Below are 17,919 nucleotides of genomic sequence, written 5' to 3' on the forward strand. Positions count from 1 at the left end.
GAATTCCATTGCGTCAGCGAAAGATATCATTGTTCATCTGTGGTGAAACCGTATTGGCGGGACTGTGCTAAAATTCGGGACGGTCGCGTGACGCACCATTTCACGCCGGGACTCATCGTGGGAGGGGGCTGTGACTCTGCACCCGCGCCGACTCCATTCCATCGCCGCCCTCGGCCTCGCCCTGTTGTGGATGGGCCCGGCCGCGCCCTCCCTTCGCGCGCAAACCGGAAACGACCCCACCTTTGAAGAAGACACGGCGGGGGAGGTCCACCCCCTGCAACAGGAAGCCCGCGCGCTGTACCACCGCGTGGTCAAAATCTACAAACAGAAAAAGCAGATCGAGTCGCCCGACGCCCAGTGGTGGTACGAGCTGGCCAAGGCCTGCGGCCTGCTCGCCTACCGCGACCCCACCTCCCTCACCCAGGCCCTCGCGAAGTTTGAACAATTGTTAAAACAAAAACCCGACGTCGAGGAAGCGAAGGATGGGTTGAGGTTGGCGGAATTGACATTGAAGTTTAAAAATTAACGCATAAGTATTTTTGATTTGAATGTTGTAATAAATTATTTAAAAATATCGAAATACCAAATAAAAAATACTAGTATTCAATTTTTCGGGGGTACAAAAATATGGCAGAGGCGACTTTTAGATCCCCACAGATTAAGTTTGGAAAACCGAGTCTTCGAACAACCTTTCAGCTTGTAGCTGAAATTCCATTAAATGGTAGAAACCCAAATTCTGTTTTTTTAAGTGCTATTAAGATTGCAATTGACTGGTTACAAAGCAAGCTATCCCAGTCAATTGATGGAACTGCTAAAAATGGAGATAGTTTTAAAATTGAGGTACCTGGTCAGCAAGTGGAATGCCTTTCAGTTCCAGAATTAAACCTCTGGGCACTTAGGTTTGATCACCCTGATGCTCCCTTTAAAGACAAACCTGCTGTGCCTGGAAGAACATGGCATACAGACATTTCACTGATTAAAAAGAAGGAATCCATTGGACTGGGGATTAAAGTTACGTGTGCATCACTGGAGTACTCAAAAGAAAATATAAGCTTTACCCGTCCTAAAATTGTAAGGGATATTGCTAGGGAATTGGGTCTTAGAGAAGCAAATAAAATAACTGAAAGTCCCTGGAAACTAAAAGACGAGTCTGATCTTTTGAGTTTCAAAAGTTTTTTAGAAAATAAAAAGAGAAGTCTGCCAGTAATTGTTCTTTCTCAACCTGACCGAACCCAGCCTAATGTTACAAAAGTTAGAGAATTTGTTCTTGACGCAGATTATCTGGCTAGACAAGCCTTAGGTTTGGCGCATGTTGTGTTAATGCCTTGGGAGATTGGTTATAAATGGACTGGAATTGTTGGAAAACCTTGGTCCGTTTATTTGGGAGCAGTAAAAACCTATTTCCCAAATTTAGATTTTAATGAAGATCCCCCTTATTTCCACCCGAGAAGAAAGTTAGAAGAAATATTATTCTGGCGTCACAATGGAGATATTGCGGAAAAGGCGTTTACAGAATTCTTGATTGAAAAAAACTTTCATTTTGCTGCGACTAAGCGGATAGATTGGAATGGTTGTCTTTTTTACTGGATTTAAAACGAAAAAAAGCTGAATTAGATAAGTTAAAGACTACTGAGGATGAGGACTGGAAGCAAACCTACGATGAACAGCTTGAGGCTTTAAATGAAAAGATTTCCGAATTAGAAAATGAGAAAAATGAATATGTTGATTTGGTTACTGAAGCTGAACAAGAGAGAGACCTTTACTTTCAGCAGTATAAGACATCACTTTGGAGGGTAAATCAACTGGAGGAAGCCATAAGGGCAGGTAAGTTTGAGGATACTGGAGAAGAGGATTACCCTGGAAGTTATGAAGACTTACCAGATTGGGTGGATAAAAATTTGAGTGGGCGGATATTTCTGCATACCCGCGCATTAAAGGGTTTAAAAAAAGCAAAGTTTGAAGACTTAGATTTGGTATGTAAGGCCTTGCAAATTTTAGGAATTGAGTATCGATCAATGCGACAGGGAATCCAAGGGGGTAAGGAAAAGTTTGATGAAAAACTTAAAGAGTTACACTTAGAAATTAGTGGGTCTATTGATCTAAGTCGTGCGGGCCAAGAGGGTGAACAATATTTTGTGCGTTATCCAACAGCAAACTCTCCGAGGCAATTTTTAGATAGCCATTTGCGCAATGGTTCAAAAAAGGACGACAGGTATTGCCTTAGAATTTATTTTTTTGGGATTTAGAAACACAACAGGTTGTCATAGGTTGGTTGCCTAGTCACTTGGATAACCGGATGACATAATCCTCTTAAATCTTGCTAAAACGAAAGTTTGCGCCTAGCTCTTCTCGGAGTTGATGAACTTTTTGAGGAAGGGGAACATGGCGCCGCGTTTTTCGATCATCTCCTCGCGCGACTTCTTCACGACGTGCTCGTCAATCAAGGCCACGCCGCGTTCGGCGGCGAACTTCTCGATGCCCTGCACCACCATGCCGCGAGCAAAAGAGGGGATGCGCTCCAGCCTCTGCTTCGCCTCCGGCGTCCATTTCTGACGGTACTCCACTTCCAAGCCCAGCGTGTCTTCGACTTTCAGCTCGATGGCCTTGCCGCCGTGCTGGCCCGGTTCGTAATCGCAGGACGGGTCTTCCGCCATGTAGTTGCCGGTCTCGGCGAACGCCCGCGCCCGGCAGCCGGAACACATCGCCGAGAACTCGCACGAACCGCATTTGCCGTCGAGGCCTTTGCGTTCACGGAGCTGGTTCATCAGCGGTGCGTTGTACCACAGGTTCTGGAAGGTGTCGGATTTCAGGTTGCCCACGGATTCGGCGATGAAGGGGCAGGGGGTGAGGTCGCCTTCCGGGCTGATGCGGCTGTAATGCGTGCCCGCCGGGCACCCGCCCGCATAGGTGCGCTGATAGACGGAGTCGGGATCGTTCTCGTACACGACGCGTTTGTACTGCGGCGCGCACTTGGAGTTGATCATCAGGCGGCCTTTGTACTTCATCTGTTCTTGGTACAGGATCTTGAGCGCTTCCTCGTAGGCGGCATTGCTGATGTCGGTGTTGCCCTGGCCGCGTCCGGTGCACACGAGGAAGTAGAGGTTGAAGGCCACCGCGCCGATCTTCTCGGCGTAGGCGATGACGTCCGGGATCTCTTTGTAGTTCATGTCGGAGACCGACATCTGGATGAGGAAATCGACGCCGACGTCGTTCAAAATGTCGAACGCCTCCATCGACTTCTCCCACGCTTTCGACACGCCGCGGAACTGGTCGTGCTTGCCAGGGTCCATGGAATCGATGCTGATGCCGACGCCGTGCGCGCCCGCGTCCTTGATCTTCTGCGCGTTCTCGCGGTTGATGATGGTGCCGTTGGTGCCGAGCACGACCATGAACTTGCGGTCGGCGGCGTAGCGGGTGATGTCGTAGATGTCCGGACGCAACAAGGGCTCGCCGCCGGTCAGGATCAGGAACGCGTTGGGGTTGACCTCGGCGATCTGGTCGATCACGTTGTAGCATTCCTGCGTGGTCAATTCGTCCACGCGGAAGCCGCCGCGGAAATCGGCGTCCAGGTAACAGTGCTCGCAATTGAGGTTGCACCGTTTGGTGATGTTCCAGGATATAGAGTAAGCCCGGTAGGGGCTGTTGTTGGGCGTCGGTGAAAAATCGATCTGAGAGGATTCCATGATATAGTCGCAAAACGTGTGGTAAATGGCTCAAAAACCGGGCGGTTGCGGCGGGTTCGCCGATTACGGCCCGGGAGCAAACTGAAATGTTAACACATTATTCCTGAAATGGAAGGGATACGCAAACCCCATGCGCGATTTCCGCCAAATTCTTTTAATACTGACCGTTACCGCGCTTCCCCTGTTCGGGCTGGCCTGTGGAAAAGGCGCCCCGGCGGGCGGGGTGGGGCCGGGCGTCGGGGTGGTGCAGGGCGACCTCGTGGGCATGCAGACGCGCTGGGTGGCGAGCGCCTACTTCGACCGGGCAATGGACACCACCGGCTCGCGCTTCCGCGTGGTGTCGATGACACGGCTGGTCGAACGCTTCGGCGACGCGGCCACCGATGCGGTTCTGCTCGACTGTTTCGACGACTACCAGGGCCTGCTTCCAGTAGCGGACATCCGCGAGCACGACCTGCAATTGGCGCTGGAGCTGGATATCGATCCGCAATTCAAACGGCCCGGCTGGTTGCAACCGATGCTGGTGATCGTGCCCAACGGGCAGGACGCGCCGAAGCAGGAACGGTTCATGACGGCCAACATCCGCGCGCTCCGGTTTGTGAAGCTGGCCGATTACTACGCGCCGATCGCCAACAAACTGCCGCAGGATGAAAAAGTGCAGGCGGGGTTTTCGTTTTTCACAGACAACTGCCTGTTCTGTCATGCGCTGGAAGGGGTGGGCGGCAACAAGGGCGCGCGCCTGTTGAGCGCGTTCGACTATCGGAAAAAGTCCGACCGCACAAAATTTGAAGCCGCGTTCAAAGCATTCCATTCTCCGGACAATCCGGACAAACAGAACATGGAGCAGTTCGTGAGCGGAGGCGAACTGGAAAACGTGGCGGCGTTCCTCGCCGCGTTGCAGTGAAGGGGTCCGTGTCGGGAGACGGCTTGCGCCGTGAGACGGCCATGCCGTTGTTTTGCCTTTTCAACGTGCTTGTACTAGAATGAGCGCACAGTTTGGGCCGCACCCTGGCCGCATATAATAATGAGACTCAACCCTGACCAACGCGTCTTGTTGGTATTTTGTTCACCGGAGTTTATATTGTGAGCTTTCCCGTCACCATTGTCATTCTGCTTTTTACCTCTGTCGTCGAGGTGTTTTCGCTGTCCTGGCTCGCCGGGGTGATCAGCACCATCAACACCATCTCGTGGGTCATGTTCACGCTGCTTCTGGGCGTGGTGATCGGCCGCGGTTACGGCGAGGAGTGGTGGGACAAAATGCAGTGGAACCTGAAGTCGCGCGAGATGCCTGCCGAGGAAGTGATCAACGGCGCGGTGATGCGTTTCGGCAGTTACCTTCTTTTGATGCCCGGCGCGGTGACGGATTTCTTCGGCCTGCTCATCATCATTCCGCAGACCCGCTTCATCGCCCGCGCCGTGGCGGCCGGCCTGTTCAAGCGCAAGCTGGCGAAAGGTGAGAAGTGGTTTTTCTTCAAGGAAGCCGAAGCCGGGTAAGGCCGGTTTCGATCGCCCAGCATGTTCGCCCCTCCCCGCAACCTTCGCGATGAACTCCTGGACCTCGACCAGGCCCCGTTCGAGGAAGTCAAAGACAGCTTGAACGACGTGCGCCGCGTGAACCGGTACCTCAGCGGCTACAAGGTGCTCTTGCACCACATGCGCCCGTTCCTCGAATCGCAACCGGAAGGCAAGCCGCTGACCGTGCTCGACGTGGCGACGGGATCGGCGGACCAGCCCATCGAACTGGTGCGGCTGGCCAGGCGCATGAAACGTCCCATCCGCGTGGTGGGGCTGGACATCAACGCGAAGATGTTGCATTACGCGCAGGAGGAGACGCGGCGGTATCCGGAAATCCGTTTTGTGCAGGGCGACGCGAAGCACATGCCGTTCCCCGACGGCGCGTTCGACGTGGTCATCAACAACCTCGCGTTGCATCATTTCTCGGAAGAGAATGCGGTGACCCTGCTCGAGCAGTTCACGCGGTTGTCGAAGCGGGGGGTGGTGGTCAACGACCTGCACCGGAGCCGCGTGGCGTGGGCGTCGATCTACATCCTGACGCGCCTGCTCACCAATAATCGGCTGACGCGCTACGATGCGCCGGTGTCGGTGATGAACGCGTTCACGCCGGGGGAGATCGCCGACCTCGCGCGCAAAGCGGGCTGGCGGGATTTTCAAGTTCACCGGCACTTTCCGTACCGCATCGCGCTGGTGGAAACCAAACGACCGGAGCCTGCCTGAATGACAGAGGAAAGTGTGATGTCGAAAACGTATGATGCGATCGTGATCGGAGCGGGACCCGCCGGCGCCGCCACGGCCCTGCTGTTGCAGGCCAAAGGGTATGAAGTGTGCGTGGTCGAGCGGGCGCGTTTTCCCCGCGATAAGGTGTGCGGCGAGTTCATCAGCCCCGCCGCCGACCCCATCCTAGAAAAATTGGGAGTGCTGTCGGCGATCGAGGCAGCCCACCCTATCCGGTTGCGCGGCGTCGCCATCTCTGCCTACGAAGGCGAGGAGCTTGCCATCGACTATCCGCCGCATGAAGGGCGTGCGATGACGAGCCTGTCGCTGTCGCGTCTGTCGTTCGACCACATCTTGTTTTCGAAAATGCAGGAGCGCGGCATCATGATTTTGCAGGAGCACCAGGTGGACGACCTGGTGTTCGACGCGGGGGTGGTCACCGGCATCACCGGGCGCGATGCGGAGAACAAGCCGTTCACGTTGCATGCGCGGGTGGTGGTCGATGCGGGCGGCAGGAACGCGGTGTCGATCCGCAGGATGGGATTGAAGCGCGGACCCCGACTGCGCCGCGGCAAGGTGGCCCTGGCGGCGCACTGGAAAAACGCGAAGCTTCCCGCCGACTACTGCTACATGCACGTCAGCCGTCCGGGTTACACCGGCATGGCTCCCGTAAGTGACGACACGGTCAACGTGGTGCTGGTGGTCGATGCCGACCGCGTGAAAGGAGAGGACATCAATGCCCTATACCGCAAAGTGGTTTTGGGCAACGCCCGGCGTCGTGAGATGTTGATGGATGCGGAACCGGCCGAAGGCGTGCGCACGGTGGATTCGCTGGCGTTCGACGTCGCACCGCTGCCCTGCGGCGGGTTGGTGCTGGTGGGCGATGCGATGGGTTTCATCGATCCGTTCACCGGCGAGGGCATTTACCTGGGATTGCGCAGCGCGGAACTGGCGGCGGCGACACTGGATGTCGCATTGCAGAGAGGGGATGTGTCCCGCTGGATGCTGGAACGGTATGCCATTCGAAGGAAGCAGGAGTTCCACAAGAAGTTTGTGTTAAGCCGGATTTTACAGAAGTTGATTTACCGCCGCGGACCCTGCCGCAGCGTGGTGGGCCTGCTCGCCGAGAACCCGACTTTGGCGGCGACGCTGGTGGGGGTGATCGGCGATTACATTCCCGCCGGGCGCGTGGTGTCTGTCCCCTTTTTGTTGAGATTGGTCTCAGCATGGGTGCGGTCGCCTGCCGGCGCGCGGTCCATCAAACTCTCACGCCACTCCACGCTCGACAAGCGTCCCCTCCCGGAGGAGGGGTGACGGTCGCTGTTCTTCAACTGGCTTCCGGTTCCAGTGTCTCCAGCATGCTTTCCAACTTGTCCTTGCAGATCAGTTTCTGTTTCTGAAATTTTTTCTTTTCCAGTTCTTCTTCCGGCGTCAGGTAAGGACGTTTGTTGAGTTCCTCGACCTGGTGTTTCAGACGGGTGTGTTCATCAAACAGGGGTTTGAATTCAGGGATTTCACTTTTGGCTTTTTCAAGGACTTCCGGATCGATGTCCATGGGTGGGTCTCCTTCCTCTAAATTATATGTGGGTCAACCTTTGTAATTGAGTTCGGCCTCGGATTTGCGGATGTATTGAATCTTTAACGTGTTGAGATCGTAAGAGCGCTCGCGTTCAAATCGCGTTGCCGCCCACAGGGCCGCACCGGCGGCGACGCTCCGGACCTGTGCCGTTTCTTCCGTAAGAAAACAGTCGCCCAGTTTTTCGCGGAATACATTCTGATAGACAGTCGCACCGGGGCCGACGAACAGGGTGGGTTGCTCGATACAACCGCACAGTGCTTCCGGGGCCAGAACCCGGTCCTCCATGTCACGTGTCCACTGGTTTCGCCCGCGGGAAAAACGGGCGGCGTACACTTCCTTTTTACGGGCGTCGAGCACGGCACAAAGGGCCACCTTTTCCGTTTCTACGGTGGCGGCCAGGGCATCGAAGGTGCCGACACCCAGAAACGGTTTTTCCGTCGCCAGCACAAACCCTTTCAACAGGCTGATACCGACCCGCAGTCCGGTGAACGATCCTGGTCCGGTGGTCACGGCAAAACCGTCCACCTCCTCAAGACGAACTTTGTTGTCGGTCAACACGCGGTTCACCAGCTCCAGAAGCCGGTTGGAAAACGCGGGTTTCCCCTGTGAGGTCAATTCCTGAAGGATGTTTTGGTCTTGAAGGAGGGCAACGCTGCATTGCGGGGTCGATGAGTCGATTGCCAGAATTCTCATCGTACTCCCTCTTCAATGTAATTTTGGTGAATCCTTTTCATGGTTCTGTCCGCCCATAAAAGGCATTCCATATCACCATCAACTTAGGCCATTCTCGGACAAAAGTCAACGCCACCCCAAAATGGCTTAATCAGCATAAATCAGGGGGTTTACGAGGAAGGTCCGGGCCAAATGGTTGATTCCAAAACGGAAAATATATCGGCTCTCACGTTGCCGGAAAAAATGAAGACGCGGCGTCCAAACCGTTTCCACAGGGGGCCCAGAACCGGATCGACAAAAGGTTCCGGGTCAGGTTTTACATCCTTAATTATTGATTTTATTGGGTTTATTTTCTTGACAATAATCCGGCTTACGGTTAATTTACAAGGCAGACTGCAGAATTAGTTATAACTAACTGAATTTATTATTTTTACATGATTAGTTTTGAATGTCGTGAGGGGATGGGGAACCAACATTTCATTCAAAGGGGAGGACGATCATGTTCTACCAAGTCAAGATTCTGGATGCCCAGGGCAATGTCAAGAAGGTGATTTCTTCCAACAAACTCAGCCGCAACCACTGGAAACAGAACGACCAGGCGCAAGATCACAAACTGACGGTGGAGTTTGAGGAACTGGAGGAGGAATCCCTCAATACGCAGACTGTAGGAAGCAGGGTCTCGGTGTTCAAGCTGGACGATTCGGTGGATTGAGAAGCAAGAGCTGAATGGCACTCTACGTTCGCTGCCGTTATAATACCCTCATTCAGTTGGAAACAATGCTTCGATGAAAATGGAACCGGACTTTACGAAGCCGGGTTTTCCGAGGCTGCCGGGGCCAGAGGGCCCCGGATAGAAATTCGAGATGCCATGTATGTGACCACCGAAAGCGGGTTGGCCGACCTGATCGCTCAACTTCAGGATTGCGACCAACTCGCCATCGATACGGAGTTTGTCCGGGAAAAAACCTATTTCCACCGCCTTGGGCTGGTGCAATTGGCATGCGATGGCATATGCGCCGCCATCGATCCGATTGCCATTCCCAACCTCGATCCGCTCATCGACCTGCTCAAGCGGCGTGATATTTTAAAAGTGTTTCATGCGGGCAAGCAGGATCTGGAGATCCTTTACCGGCTGGCGGGGGAAGTCATCGAACCCGTGTTCGACACGCAGGTCGCGGCGGCCATGATTGGCTGGGGCGCCCAGATTTCATTCGCCAAGCTGGTCAAACGTGCTACCGGCAAACGTCTCCATAAAAATGAAACTTACAGCGACTGGTGCCGGCGTCCCCTGAGCCCCAACCAGATCGAGTACGCCCTGGACGACGTGCGTTTCCTGGTCCCGGTGTACGAGAAGATCGTCGCCCAGCTCAAAAAGCTCAACCGGCTCGACTGGGTGCAGGAAGAGTTGAAATCCCTCACCGACCCAGAGCAGTTCGAACTTCCCGATCCCCAGACCCAGTTCATGCGCGTCAAAAACGTGCGTACCCTCAAGCCGAAACAGATGGCGGTTCTGCGAGAGGTCGCGGCCTGGCGGGAAAAGGAAGCGCGGCGCCGTGATTGCCTCGCCAAGTTCATTATACGGGACGAGACGCTGTTGCAGATGGCCCGGCAGTGCCCGGAAACCCCCCGGCAACTGCAGGACCTGCGTGGCATGAACGGCAAGGAAATCCAGAACCACGGCGACACTCTGGTCAAACTGATCCAGAAGGGGCGCTCCATTCCTGAAGACCAGTATCCCGAATTGCCGGAAGGCACCAGCTACGCCACCACCCGCGGCGTTGAGGAATTACTCGCAGCCTACGTGCAGATCCGTTCCGAGGAGTTGCGCATCGAACCCCATATCCTGGCCGACCGTAAACTGATTCATTCCTTCGTGCGCTTTCATGAACAGGAGGAAAACCTGGACGAGCATCCCCTGTTTCATGGCTGGCGCAAGCACCTCATCGGCCGCGATCTGCATATGATTCTGGAAGGGGAACAGGGGCTCATCATCAACAAGAAGGGCCGCGTGAGCCTCATCAACCCCCAACCCAACCCCAATCCTTCCTGACCGCTTCAAACCTTCACGTTTAACAACGGAAATTCACCCCAACGTGTTCATCCACATCTTGAACGCATCGGTCTGGCGCAGGGACGCGAGGTCGGGATCTGTCCGTATGGCGTCGAATTCCCGGTACCCCAGCTGAACCGATTGCTTGAGTGCGTCCAGTGCTTCGTCGGTGTGGTTCTGCAGGGCGTGGTAGCAGGCGAGGTTGTAATACAGGTGCGGGCTTTTCGGTTCCATCTCCTTCAGGGTATTGAGTGTCTTGAAAGCCGCGTCGAATTGCCGGCCCTTCAGGTAGGCAGTGCTGAGGTTGATGTACACCGGATGCAGGTGCTTGTCGTGGCGAAGAGCCATATTGTAATTGCGGACCGCTTCTTGCCAGTCGCCGCGGCTCAGGAATCCGTTGCCTTCGTTGTAGTGGTGAATGGCCATGCGGGTCTCGTCGCTGGCACGGTTTTTTGAGCCTTCGGAAAACCCGCTTGGCTGGGCACCGCCCGGAGTCTTTGTGGCGGAGCCTTCGCGCGCGCCGTTTTCCTTGGGTGAAGGATCGTTGAACGAAGCCTGGTCGCTCCACAAGGCGAGTCCCATGAACAGCACTACAAGCACAGGCAGGTAGCGCTGGACAATATGAGGGGGAATCTTCATACCCCTAGAATACCCGAGTTGCGGGGTCGATTGCATCCCCAACAGGGCAGGGTTTCAGTGAAGTCCGGCGGGGGTTGCAATCGGCCGCGATTGGTTTAAAATCCGGGAAGTTGTCCGCTTCGCAGGCGGCATTGGCCGCCACACTGCTTGCCCGCCAACCGGGACCCGGTGCCATGACCATCCAGATATTGCCAGACAGTCTTGCCAACCAGATCGCCGCCGGTGAGGTGGTGGAACGCCCCGCCTCCGTCGTCAAGGAACTGGTCGAGAACGCCATCGACGCCGGGGCGACGCGCATCGCCATCGAGGTCGAGGGTGCGGGCAAGGAATCGATCACCGTCCGCGACAACGGGTGCGGCATGAATCCGGATGATGCAAGGCTGGCGCTGGCGCGGCACGCCACGAGCAAGATCTCCCAGCCGGAGGACCTGGTGTCCATCCGCACCCTGGGGTTTCGCGGCGAAGCGCTTCCCAGCATAGCGTCTGTGGCAAAGGTGCGGCTCACCACCTGCCATGCGGAAGGGCAGGCCGGGACGGAGGTGACGGTCGAAGGCGGGCAGGCTGCGGTGATCAAAGAGACCGCGTGCCCCAAGGGAACCACGTTGGAGGTGCGGCAGTTGTTTTTCAACACGCCGGCGCGACATAAGTTTTTGCGGCGTGACCAAACCGAGGCGGGGTACATCACGCAGGTGGTGCAGCAGCAGGCACTGGCGCATCCCGGAATTCAGTTTTCCCTGTCACACAACGGACGCACGGTGATCAACACCCTGCCGACGGACCAGGTGTTGTACCGCATCGCCGAGTTGTTCGGTTCGGAACTCACCCGCGAACTGCTTCGCGTGGAAAAAGAAGAGGGACGCTACCGGATTGAGGGCTTCATATCGAGCCCGATTCTCACGCGGTCCAAGCGGGACGATCAGTTCAGCTTCATCAACCACCGTCACATCCGGGACAAAGTCATCCTGTCGGCGACGCAGAAGGGATACAGCCACCTCCTTCCACGTGGCCAGCATCCGGTCCTGTTTTTGTATTTCACCATGGACCCGGACCTCCTTGACGTAAACGTGCATCCGGCGAAAGCCGAGGTTCGGTTTGCGTACCAGAGCGAGGTGTACCGGTTTGTGATGGAAGCCATCCAGGAAGCGCTGGCCGGAAACGAAAAATCCGGCCTGCCGGAGCAGAAACCTCTTGCGCCTTCCGAATCGGCAGGTCAAAGCGCAGTCCCCCATGTGGCTAACGGAGCGTCGGCGGAGACCTACGCCAGTGTGCCGCGTCCGAACCTGGAACACGCCCCGGCGGGCCCGCCGCCACGGTACCAGCAGACGCATTCGTTTCAGGAGATGGGTCAGGCACTCCAATCGTTTTACGGCAAAGGCGGGGGACACGACTCCGTGCAACCCGGCAGACTTCCGCCGGAGATCGACTTGTTCCGCACCAAGCCGCGTGCGGTGTCGGATATGATCTACTCCGACTTCGAACCTTTGGGTCAGCTCAACAACTCGTTTATCGTCATGCAGGGGCGGCGTGGCGTGCTGGTGGTGGACCAGCACATTGCCCACGAGCGCGTCCTGTACGAACGGTTCAAGAAGGCGGCGATGGAGCGCAAGGTGGAGATTCAGAACCTGCTGTTTCCATTGGCCATCGAGTTTGCGCCGGCCGAAGCGCAGGCGCTGGTGGAGGAATTGCCGGAGTTGGCCAAGCTCGGTCTGGAGATGGAAGCGTTCGGCACCAACGGATTCTTACTGCGGTCGGTGCCTGCAATACTCAAGTCCCACGACCACGAAGCCGTGGTGCGGGAGATCGCCGCGGCGCTGGCCCGGGACGAAGCCCAGCACAGCCTGCAGGACAAGTACGACGACGTCATCATCATGATGTCGTGCCGCAACGCCATCAAGGTCAACCACCCGATGGAGCTGGACCAGATCAAGAAACTGCTGCATGATCTGGAAATGACCGAGATGCCCTACACCTGTCCGCATGGGCGCCCCATCGCACTTCTCTTCGATATCGAAGACATCCTCAAGCAGTTTCACCGCAAATAAAAAAGGCGTCCCCCTGTTGAAAGGAGACGCCCTGTTATCGTTCCGGAATAGCCCCGTGGTCACTTGACCGTGATCTTTTTGATCGACTTGACCATTTTTTTGAGCTTCTGTGTGTTCTTGGCTTTCAGCACTTTTTTAGGGGTCTGCGCGCCATTGCCTGCACGTTTGCGGCTGAGCGCCCAGTCCTGAACTTCCTTGAGGCATTTTTCCCTTGAACGTGGAGTCAGCTTGCGGTAATGGCCGAGCAGTTTTTTCTCGTTGGGTGTGGCGGTGATGTAGAAGTCTTCCTTGATGCCCTTGAACATCAGCCGGCCCTCGTTGAGCGACCCGCCGACCACCTCGATGTTGTCCGCTTTCACCGGCGGCAGTTCGCTGTCCGGCCGGGTCAACTCCTGCACGCTGACCCGGGTGGTCAGCAGGCGGTCGAGAGAAATATCGGCCAGCCGGGCAAGCTTGATGAGCACCGCCACCGGGGCGTCGCGTTCCCCGGATTCATATCGAACGTAGGTTCGGAAGCCAATGTCCATGATTTGGGCGAAAGCCATCTGCGTGCATTTCAGACTTTTCCGGATCGTTCGCATGTTCTCAGATAAAACCGTCATAGTACCTCTTTGGAAAAAATTCCCGGATGGGTAAACGGTTCCCGTCGGTACGTTGATCCTGTTTTCAGTATAGAAAAAGGAAGGGGGGCTTTTCAAAAAAACATTCCCGTTTCGGCCCAAAAAATGAAGGGATGAAAACTCTCCCAAATGGAGGAAAACGGATGCGGAAACTGGAAGGGACCCTCAGGCCAGCTCGATGCCGTTTTTGCGCAGGAATTTGTAGGCTTCGTCGATCCAGCGGCGCTCTTTTTCCAGCTTGTAGTCCGGAAGGTCTTTCGAGGAGCCGATGATGCTTTTCATGTAATCGATGGCTTCCTGCTTCTTGCCGCGTTTGTCGAGCAGTTTGGCGTAGTGGTAGTACGCCTTGAAGAAATGGTAGGAATTGATGACCGCTTCGTAGGTTTCGAGGGCCTTGTCTTCCTGCCCGGAGAGGCGGTAGCACTCCGCAAGCCCGAAAATGGCGTTGCCGTAATCGAACTTCTTGTCGATCTCCACCAGTTCCTCCAGCACCTCGGCGGCTTCAGAGAAACGGCCCTGGCCGTAATAGCATTTGGCGAGCCCGTAACGTGCCTCGTTCATTTCCGGGTCGCGCTTGACCGCCTCCTGAAACGGCTCGATAGCCAGGTCGTATTTCTTCTGTTCCAGGTAAATCTGGCCGAGCTTTTCGTAGTGGTAAGCCTTGTCGTATTTGCCGATCAACTCCTTGAGTTGCAGGGTCTCTTCCGTGTCCAGTTCCTTGCGCGGTGCGCTGGGTTGGAAGAAGGTCGACCGGCCCGAGCTTTGCTGTTCGGCTCCGTTGGCGGACGGTGCGGAAACGCGGTTTTTAACTGCAAAAAGTACGCAATGGCACCCACCGGCATCAGCACAATCATCACGATGATCCAGACGAAGTGCTCCTTGCGGTTGATGCAGTCGATGCACATGTATGTGGTGAAGATCAGCGAGGCGATCCAGAAAATTTCCGTCATGAAAAAGCTTTTTCAGAAAAGGCCAAGGCCCCCTGCCTTTCAACGACCTGATTGGACTCGTTCAGCAGAAGAACTTTGGGTTTGTAATCATTACTCTTATTTACACTCATCATACCATAAGCGGCAATTATAATGCGATCATTTCTCTCGACCATCCGGGCGGCGGCGCCGTTGACGGAAATGCGTCCCGAATTGCGGGGCCCGGGGATGACGTAGGTCAGAAAGCGGTTGCCGTTGTTGATATTATAAATGTGGACCTGCTCATAGGCCAGGATGTCCACCTCGTCCATCAGGTTTTCGTCGATCTCGATGCTTCCTTCGTACTCGATGTCACGGTCGGTGACCGTGGCCCGGTGGAGCTTCGCGGTCAGCATGGTTCTTTGCATGGCACTCTCTCAATCAAACAGTTATCGATCAACCTGGCTTTCCCGACGAACACCGCCAGGGCCACCAGGGCCTTGTCATGAATGACTTCCAACTCCTCAAACGTGTCCGCATCGCAGACCGATACGTAATCGATACGCGCATCGGCATACGGAGCAAGCACGGATTCGATTTCGCGGCGCAGCAGGGCGGCGTCGGCTTCCCCCGCTTCGATGCGTTCCCTCGCCATCTCCAGCGCGCGGTTCAGGGACAGCGCGGTATCACGCTGGCCCGCACTCAAATACTGGTTGCGCGAGCTTTTGGCCAGCCCGTCGGCATCGCGCACAATGGGGCATCCCACAATCTCTACATCCAGGTTCAGGTCCTCCACCATCCTGCGGATGACGTGCAACTGCTGGCGGTCCTTTTCGCCGAAATAAGCCGTGTGCGGCTGGACGATATGAAACAATTTCAACACCACCGTGGTCACCCCCTGGAAGAATCCGGGACGGCTTTTGCCGCACAGGTGGTTGGTGATGCCCTCGACGGTCACCGTGGTTTGGAATCCTTTCGGGTACATGAGATCGCGCGTGGGCAAAAACACCGCATCCACTCCCAGAGGCTCCAGCAGGTCGCGGTCCGCCTCCCAGTTGGCCGGGTAGGTGCCGAGGTCTTCGCCGGGACCAAACTGCTTCGGGTTGACGAAGATGCTGACCACGGTGAGATCCGAGCCGGCGAGCGATCGTTGGACCAGACTGAGGTGCCCTTCGTGAAGCGCCCCCATGGTGGGGACCAACCCGAGGGAGCGACCCGTACTCCGGACCCTTTGAGACCACGCTTTCATGTCCGCGATGGTGCGAAGGATTTCCATGATGCCGCCATCCGGGGATTCAGGAGGAACCCTGATTGCCCGCCTCCCTGAGAGGTTTGCGTTTCAGGTTGTAGGTGTGTTCGGCGGTGGGAAAGGCGCCGGTCTGCACCTCGTCCACATAATCGCGGAGCGCGCCCTGTACCGCCTCGCCCAGTTCGGCGTACCGTTTGACGAATTTGGGGGTGAACTCCTGGTTGAGGCCCAAGAGGTCGTTGAGCACCAGGATCTGCCCGTCGCATTCTTTGCCCGCTCCGATGCCAATGGTGGGGATGTCGACTTCACTGGTGATTTCGGCAGCCAGTTCCGCCGGTATGGCTTCCAGCACGATGGAGAACACCCCGGCCTTCTGCAGGGCCAGAGCGTCCTTTTTGATCTGGCGCGAGTCGTAGTAATTCTTGCCCTGCACGCGGTAGCCACCGAACTGGTGGATCGATTGTGGCGTGAGGCCGATGTGGCCCATCACCGAGATACCCGCATCGACCACGACACGGATGCGGTCGGCAAACTTCTGGCCGCCCTCCAGCTTCACCGCTTCGGCGCCGCCTTCCTGGATGAAGCGGCCCGCGTTGCGGATGGTTTCTTCGTCCGAGACGTGGTAGGACATGAACGGCATGTCGCCGACCACCAGCGCGCGGCCGGTACCCCGGCGCACGGCACGGGTGTGGTGGATCATCTCGTCCATCGTTACCGGAAGGGTGGTGTCGTATCCCAGCGAAACCATGCCGACGGAGTCACCCACAAGCACGAGATCGATGTCAACGTCATCCAGCAGGCGCGCCATGGAGTAATCGTAGGCGGTGACGGCGGTGATTTTGCGTCCGGTCTTTTTGCGTTCGACCAAGGCCGGCAGGGTCATGCGTTCGGTGTTCATGGGAACCCACTTCAAAATAGCCGGGATTCCGGGGACCGGAAAGGTCCCAAAGACAGGGAGGGAGGCGCACCCGGTACACCGCTCCAAATTGAAACGCCCCAGGTCTTGTGGTGACCGTGGGGACGATGAGGGCGTTCGGGCGTCGAAAGGTTGCAACGCTTTTTGGTTTGAAGCCCCCTCTCTCAGGGGGTCTCCGACCGCGCATGGCCTTTTGCTACTCGGTGTCGCTCCGTCCCGGTCTTGTCAGGATCCAAGCGGATTGTAATATTCTCGACCTATTCTATGATTATTGACTTTATGAATCAACTCCTTGAGATCGATTTTTTTGTCGACGATATCGATTTTGTTCGTGTTCACCACGAGAAGGGGGGTTTCGGTGTAATAAAAGAAGAAGTTATTGAATGCCCGATTGACCGAATCGAGGTATTCGTAATCGATCAACTGCTCGTAGTCGCGGCCGCGTTTCTCCACACGGGTGAACAGGATATCGGTGTCCGCCTGCAGGAAAATCACCAGGTCCGGCTTCGGGATCTTGATGCGGACCAGGTTGTAAATCTGCTGGTACAGCGTGTATTCGTGGTCCTTGAGGTTCAACTGGGCGAAGATGTGGTCGCGCTGGAACAGGTAGTCGGTGACGACGACGCTGCTGAACAGGTCGCGCTGGGCGAGTTCCCGGTACTGGTTGAAGCGGCTCAGTAAAAAAAAAACCTGGGTCTGGAAGGCGTTCGCTTCGCGGTCCTGGTAGAACTTGTCGATGAAGGGGTTGTCTTCGTCCACCTCGAGCACCAGTTTGGCGTCGTACTCCTGAGCCAGCCTTCGGGCGAGCGTGGTTTTCCCTGCGCCGATGCCGCCTTCGATTGCGATGAACCTGGGTTCGTTCATGAGATTGGGATTCGAGAGTGGGTTCCCGAAAGGCGCCACGGGTGGGCACCGCCTGCCCTAGGAACCGAAACTGAGCACTTCCTTGATGGTCAACTTGAGTTCCCGTAAATCCGCCGATTTCACCACGTATGCTTCCGATGCCCACACCTGGAAATCCTGTTTGTACGTTCCGTACGCCGAGCAGAGGATAATGGGGATGTTTTTTTTCTGCTCTTTGAGGAGTCGGAGGAAATCGATGCCGTTCATCCCGGGCATTTTGATATCCAGCGTGATGAGATCGGGTTCCTGGCCCTCGATTATCTTCAAGGCCTCTTCGGCACTCCGGGCGCAGGCCACTTCATAGCCTTCATCCTGCAACTCTTCCTTGTAGAGGAGGCGGATGTTGTCTTCGTCGTCCACGACGAGAATTTTCTTTTTGGACATGAATTGTGACGGTTGTGGAACGCAGGGAGCCCGGTACGGGCC

Annotated in this window: 21 protein-coding genes; 10 read left to right on the plus strand and 11 right to left on the minus strand. The window is 55.9% G+C overall.

Annotated elements, in window-relative coordinates; all coding sequences use genetic code 11:
- The first annotated feature begins 130 nt into the window (after window positions 1-130).
- The 3 genes from TX82_RS08815 (at window position 131) to TX82_RS08820 (ending at window position 2,246) form a co-directional block, all read left to right on the plus strand.
- Window positions 131-526, plus strand: coding sequence for a hypothetical protein (locus tag TX82_RS08815; protein ID WP_005009447.1), 396 nt, complete (start codon window positions 131-133; stop codon window positions 524-526).
- Between the two features lie 101 nt (window positions 527-627).
- Entirely contained in the window at window positions 628-1,593 is a 966-nt protein-coding gene (locus tag TX82_RS16010) for a hypothetical protein (protein WP_005009448.1), read from the plus strand.
- A complete protein-coding gene (locus TX82_RS08820) occupies window positions 1,563-2,246 on the plus strand; it encodes a hypothetical protein (RefSeq protein ID WP_005009449.1) in 684 nt (227 codons plus the stop codon). Before TX82_RS16010 ends, TX82_RS08820 begins: the two co-directional genes overlap by 31 nt.
- Window positions 2,247-2,339: 93 nt before the next feature.
- Here the strand turns inward: TX82_RS08820 and TX82_RS08825 are convergent, their stop codons facing one another.
- Complete coding sequence (locus TX82_RS08825) at window positions 2,340-3,683, minus strand: radical SAM/SPASM domain-containing protein (RefSeq protein WP_005009450.1); 1,344 nt, start codon at window positions 3,681-3,683, stop codon at window positions 2,340-2,342.
- Between the two features lie 130 nt (window positions 3,684-3,813).
- Here TX82_RS08825 and TX82_RS08830 point away from each other — a divergent pair, with 130 nt between their 5' ends.
- From TX82_RS08830 to TX82_RS08845, 4 genes are all read left to right on the plus strand, one after another.
- The gene (locus TX82_RS08830) at window positions 3,814-4,587 is read left to right on the plus strand and encodes a c-type cytochrome (protein ID WP_005009452.1); all 774 of its coding nucleotides are present in this window, start codon (window positions 3,814-3,816) and stop codon (window positions 4,585-4,587) included.
- 179 nt (window positions 4,588-4,766) lie between these two features.
- Entirely contained in the window at window positions 4,767-5,177 is a 411-nt protein-coding gene (locus TX82_RS08835) for an FxsA family protein (protein ID WP_005009453.1), read from the plus strand.
- A 21-nt stretch (window positions 5,178-5,198) separates the two neighbouring features.
- Window positions 5,199-5,918 carry a methyltransferase domain-containing protein gene (locus TX82_RS08840; RefSeq protein WP_005009454.1) on the plus strand — a complete coding sequence of 240 codons (720 nt, stop codon included), beginning with the start codon at window positions 5,199-5,201 and terminating at the stop codon, window positions 5,916-5,918.
- Complete coding sequence (locus TX82_RS08845; protein WP_005009455.1) at window positions 5,919-7,229, plus strand: NAD(P)/FAD-dependent oxidoreductase; 1,311 nt, start codon at window positions 5,919-5,921, stop codon at window positions 7,227-7,229. It begins immediately after the preceding gene.
- Between the two features lie 13 nt (window positions 7,230-7,242).
- On the opposite strand, the gene TX82_RS08850 is transcribed toward TX82_RS08845, so the two are convergent.
- Window positions 7,243-7,470, minus strand: coding sequence for a DUF465 domain-containing protein (locus tag TX82_RS08850; protein ID WP_005009457.1), 228 nt, complete (start codon window positions 7,468-7,470; stop codon window positions 7,243-7,245).
- Window positions 7,471-7,503: 33 nt separating this feature from the next.
- Window positions 7,504-8,187, minus strand: a complete 684-nt coding sequence (gene tsaB, locus TX82_RS08855; protein ID WP_005009458.1) for a tRNA (adenosine(37)-N6)-threonylcarbamoyltransferase complex dimerization subunit type 1 TsaB — start codon at window positions 8,185-8,187, stop codon at window positions 7,504-7,506.
- 478 nt (window positions 8,188-8,665) lie between these two features.
- Here tsaB and TX82_RS08860 point away from each other — a divergent pair, with 478 nt between their 5' ends.
- Window positions 8,666-8,878: a hypothetical protein gene (locus tag TX82_RS08860; RefSeq protein WP_005009460.1), complete on the plus strand. Its 213-nt coding sequence runs from the start codon at window positions 8,666-8,668 to the stop codon at window positions 8,876-8,878.
- Window positions 8,879-9,034: 156 nt separating this feature from the next.
- Complete coding sequence (rnd, locus tag TX82_RS08865) at window positions 9,035-10,216, plus strand: ribonuclease D (protein WP_005009461.1); 1,182 nt, start codon at window positions 9,035-9,037, stop codon at window positions 10,214-10,216.
- Between the two features lie 33 nt (window positions 10,217-10,249).
- Here rnd and TX82_RS08870 read toward each other — a convergent pair whose 3' ends face one another.
- A complete protein-coding gene (locus TX82_RS08870) occupies window positions 10,250-10,855 on the minus strand; it encodes a TPR end-of-group domain-containing protein (RefSeq protein ID WP_005009462.1) in 606 nt (201 codons plus the stop codon).
- Between the two features lie 110 nt (window positions 10,856-10,965).
- Here TX82_RS08870 and mutL point away from each other — a divergent pair, with 110 nt between their 5' ends.
- Complete coding sequence (mutL, locus tag TX82_RS08875) at window positions 10,966-12,897, plus strand: DNA mismatch repair endonuclease MutL (protein WP_005009463.1); 1,932 nt, start codon at window positions 10,966-10,968, stop codon at window positions 12,895-12,897.
- Between the two features lie 59 nt (window positions 12,898-12,956).
- Here the strand turns inward: mutL and TX82_RS08880 are convergent, their stop codons facing one another.
- From TX82_RS08880 to TX82_RS08915, 7 genes are all read right to left on the minus strand, one after another.
- The gene (locus TX82_RS08880; protein WP_005009464.1) at window positions 12,957-13,499 is read right to left on the minus strand and encodes a helix-turn-helix domain-containing protein; all 543 of its coding nucleotides are present in this window, start codon (window positions 13,497-13,499) and stop codon (window positions 12,957-12,959) included.
- Window positions 13,500-13,682: 183 nt separating this feature from the next.
- Window positions 13,683-14,420: a tetratricopeptide repeat protein gene (locus TX82_RS15715; protein ID WP_187291940.1), complete on the minus strand. Its 738-nt coding sequence runs from the start codon at window positions 14,418-14,420 to the stop codon at window positions 13,683-13,685.
- A gap of 43 nt (window positions 14,421-14,463) precedes the next feature.
- Entirely contained in the window at window positions 14,464-14,853 is a 390-nt protein-coding gene (panD, locus tag TX82_RS08895) for an aspartate 1-decarboxylase (protein ID WP_005009469.1), read from the minus strand.
- Window positions 14,835-15,701, minus strand: a complete 867-nt coding sequence (gene panC, locus TX82_RS08900; protein ID WP_005009470.1) for a pantoate--beta-alanine ligase — start codon at window positions 15,699-15,701, stop codon at window positions 14,835-14,837. Before panC ends, panD begins: the two co-directional genes overlap by 19 nt.
- 19 nt (window positions 15,702-15,720) lie before the next feature.
- The gene (gene panB, locus TX82_RS08905; protein ID WP_005009471.1) at window positions 15,721-16,572 is read right to left on the minus strand and encodes a 3-methyl-2-oxobutanoate hydroxymethyltransferase; all 852 of its coding nucleotides are present in this window, start codon (window positions 16,570-16,572) and stop codon (window positions 15,721-15,723) included.
- A 243-nt stretch (window positions 16,573-16,815) separates the two neighbouring features.
- Window positions 16,816-17,454, minus strand: coding sequence for a deoxynucleoside kinase (locus tag TX82_RS08910; RefSeq protein WP_005009472.1), 639 nt, complete (start codon window positions 17,452-17,454; stop codon window positions 16,816-16,818).
- A 57-nt stretch (window positions 17,455-17,511) separates the two neighbouring features.
- Window positions 17,512-17,877: a response regulator gene (locus tag TX82_RS08915; protein ID WP_005009474.1), complete on the minus strand. Its 366-nt coding sequence runs from the start codon at window positions 17,875-17,877 to the stop codon at window positions 17,512-17,514.
- Between the last annotated feature and the right edge of the window lie 42 nt (window positions 17,878-17,919).

Source organism: Nitrospina gracilis 3/211, from assembly GCF_000341545.2.
Lineage (GTDB): Bacteria > Nitrospinota > Nitrospinia > Nitrospinales > Nitrospinaceae > Nitrospina > Nitrospina gracilis.

What these genes read in the sequence shown, in the direction of transcription:
- TX82_RS16010 (WP_005009448.1), top strand. Translation starts at nt 628, where the DNA reads ATGGCAGAGGCGACTTTTAGATCCCCACAGATTAAGTTTGGAAAACCG.
- TX82_RS08825 (WP_005009450.1), bottom strand. Translation starts at nt 3,683, where the DNA reads ATGGAATCCTCTCAGATCGATTTTTCACCGACGCCCAACAACAGCCCC.
- TX82_RS08830 (WP_005009452.1), top strand. Translation starts at nt 3,814, where the DNA reads ATGCGCGATTTCCGCCAAATTCTTTTAATACTGACCGTTACCGCGCTT.
- TX82_RS08840 (WP_005009454.1), top strand. Translation starts at nt 5,199, where the DNA reads ATGTTCGCCCCTCCCCGCAACCTTCGCGATGAACTCCTGGACCTCGAC.
- TX82_RS08845 (WP_005009455.1), top strand. Translation starts at nt 5,919, where the DNA reads ATGACAGAGGAAAGTGTGATGTCGAAAACGTATGATGCGATCGTGATC.
- TX82_RS08850 (WP_005009457.1), bottom strand. Translation starts at nt 7,470, where the DNA reads ATGGACATCGATCCGGAAGTCCTTGAAAAAGCCAAAAGTGAAATCCCT.
- tsaB (WP_005009458.1), bottom strand. Translation starts at nt 8,187, where the DNA reads ATGAGAATTCTGGCAATCGACTCATCGACCCCGCAATGCAGCGTTGCC.
- TX82_RS08860 (WP_005009460.1), top strand. Translation starts at nt 8,666, where the DNA reads ATGTTCTACCAAGTCAAGATTCTGGATGCCCAGGGCAATGTCAAGAAG.
- rnd (WP_005009461.1), top strand. Translation starts at nt 9,035, where the DNA reads ATGTATGTGACCACCGAAAGCGGGTTGGCCGACCTGATCGCTCAACTT.
- TX82_RS08870 (WP_005009462.1), bottom strand. Translation starts at nt 10,855, where the DNA reads ATGAAGATTCCCCCTCATATTGTCCAGCGCTACCTGCCTGTGCTTGTA.
- TX82_RS08880 (WP_005009464.1), bottom strand. Translation starts at nt 13,499, where the DNA reads ATGACGGTTTTATCTGAGAACATGCGAACGATCCGGAAAAGTCTGAAA.
- panD (WP_005009469.1), bottom strand. Translation starts at nt 14,853, where the DNA reads ATGCAAAGAACCATGCTGACCGCGAAGCTCCACCGGGCCACGGTCACC.
- panC (WP_005009470.1), bottom strand. Translation starts at nt 15,701, where the DNA reads ATGGAAATCCTTCGCACCATCGCGGACATGAAAGCGTGGTCTCAAAGG.
- panB (WP_005009471.1), bottom strand. Translation starts at nt 16,572, where the DNA reads ATGAACACCGAACGCATGACCCTGCCGGCCTTGGTCGAACGCAAAAAG.
- TX82_RS08910 (WP_005009472.1), bottom strand. Translation starts at nt 17,454, where the DNA reads ATGAACGAACCCAGGTTCATCGCAATCGAAGGCGGCATCGGCGCAGGG.
- TX82_RS08915 (WP_005009474.1), bottom strand. Translation starts at nt 17,877, where the DNA reads ATGTCCAAAAAGAAAATTCTCGTCGTGGACGACGAAGACAACATCCGC.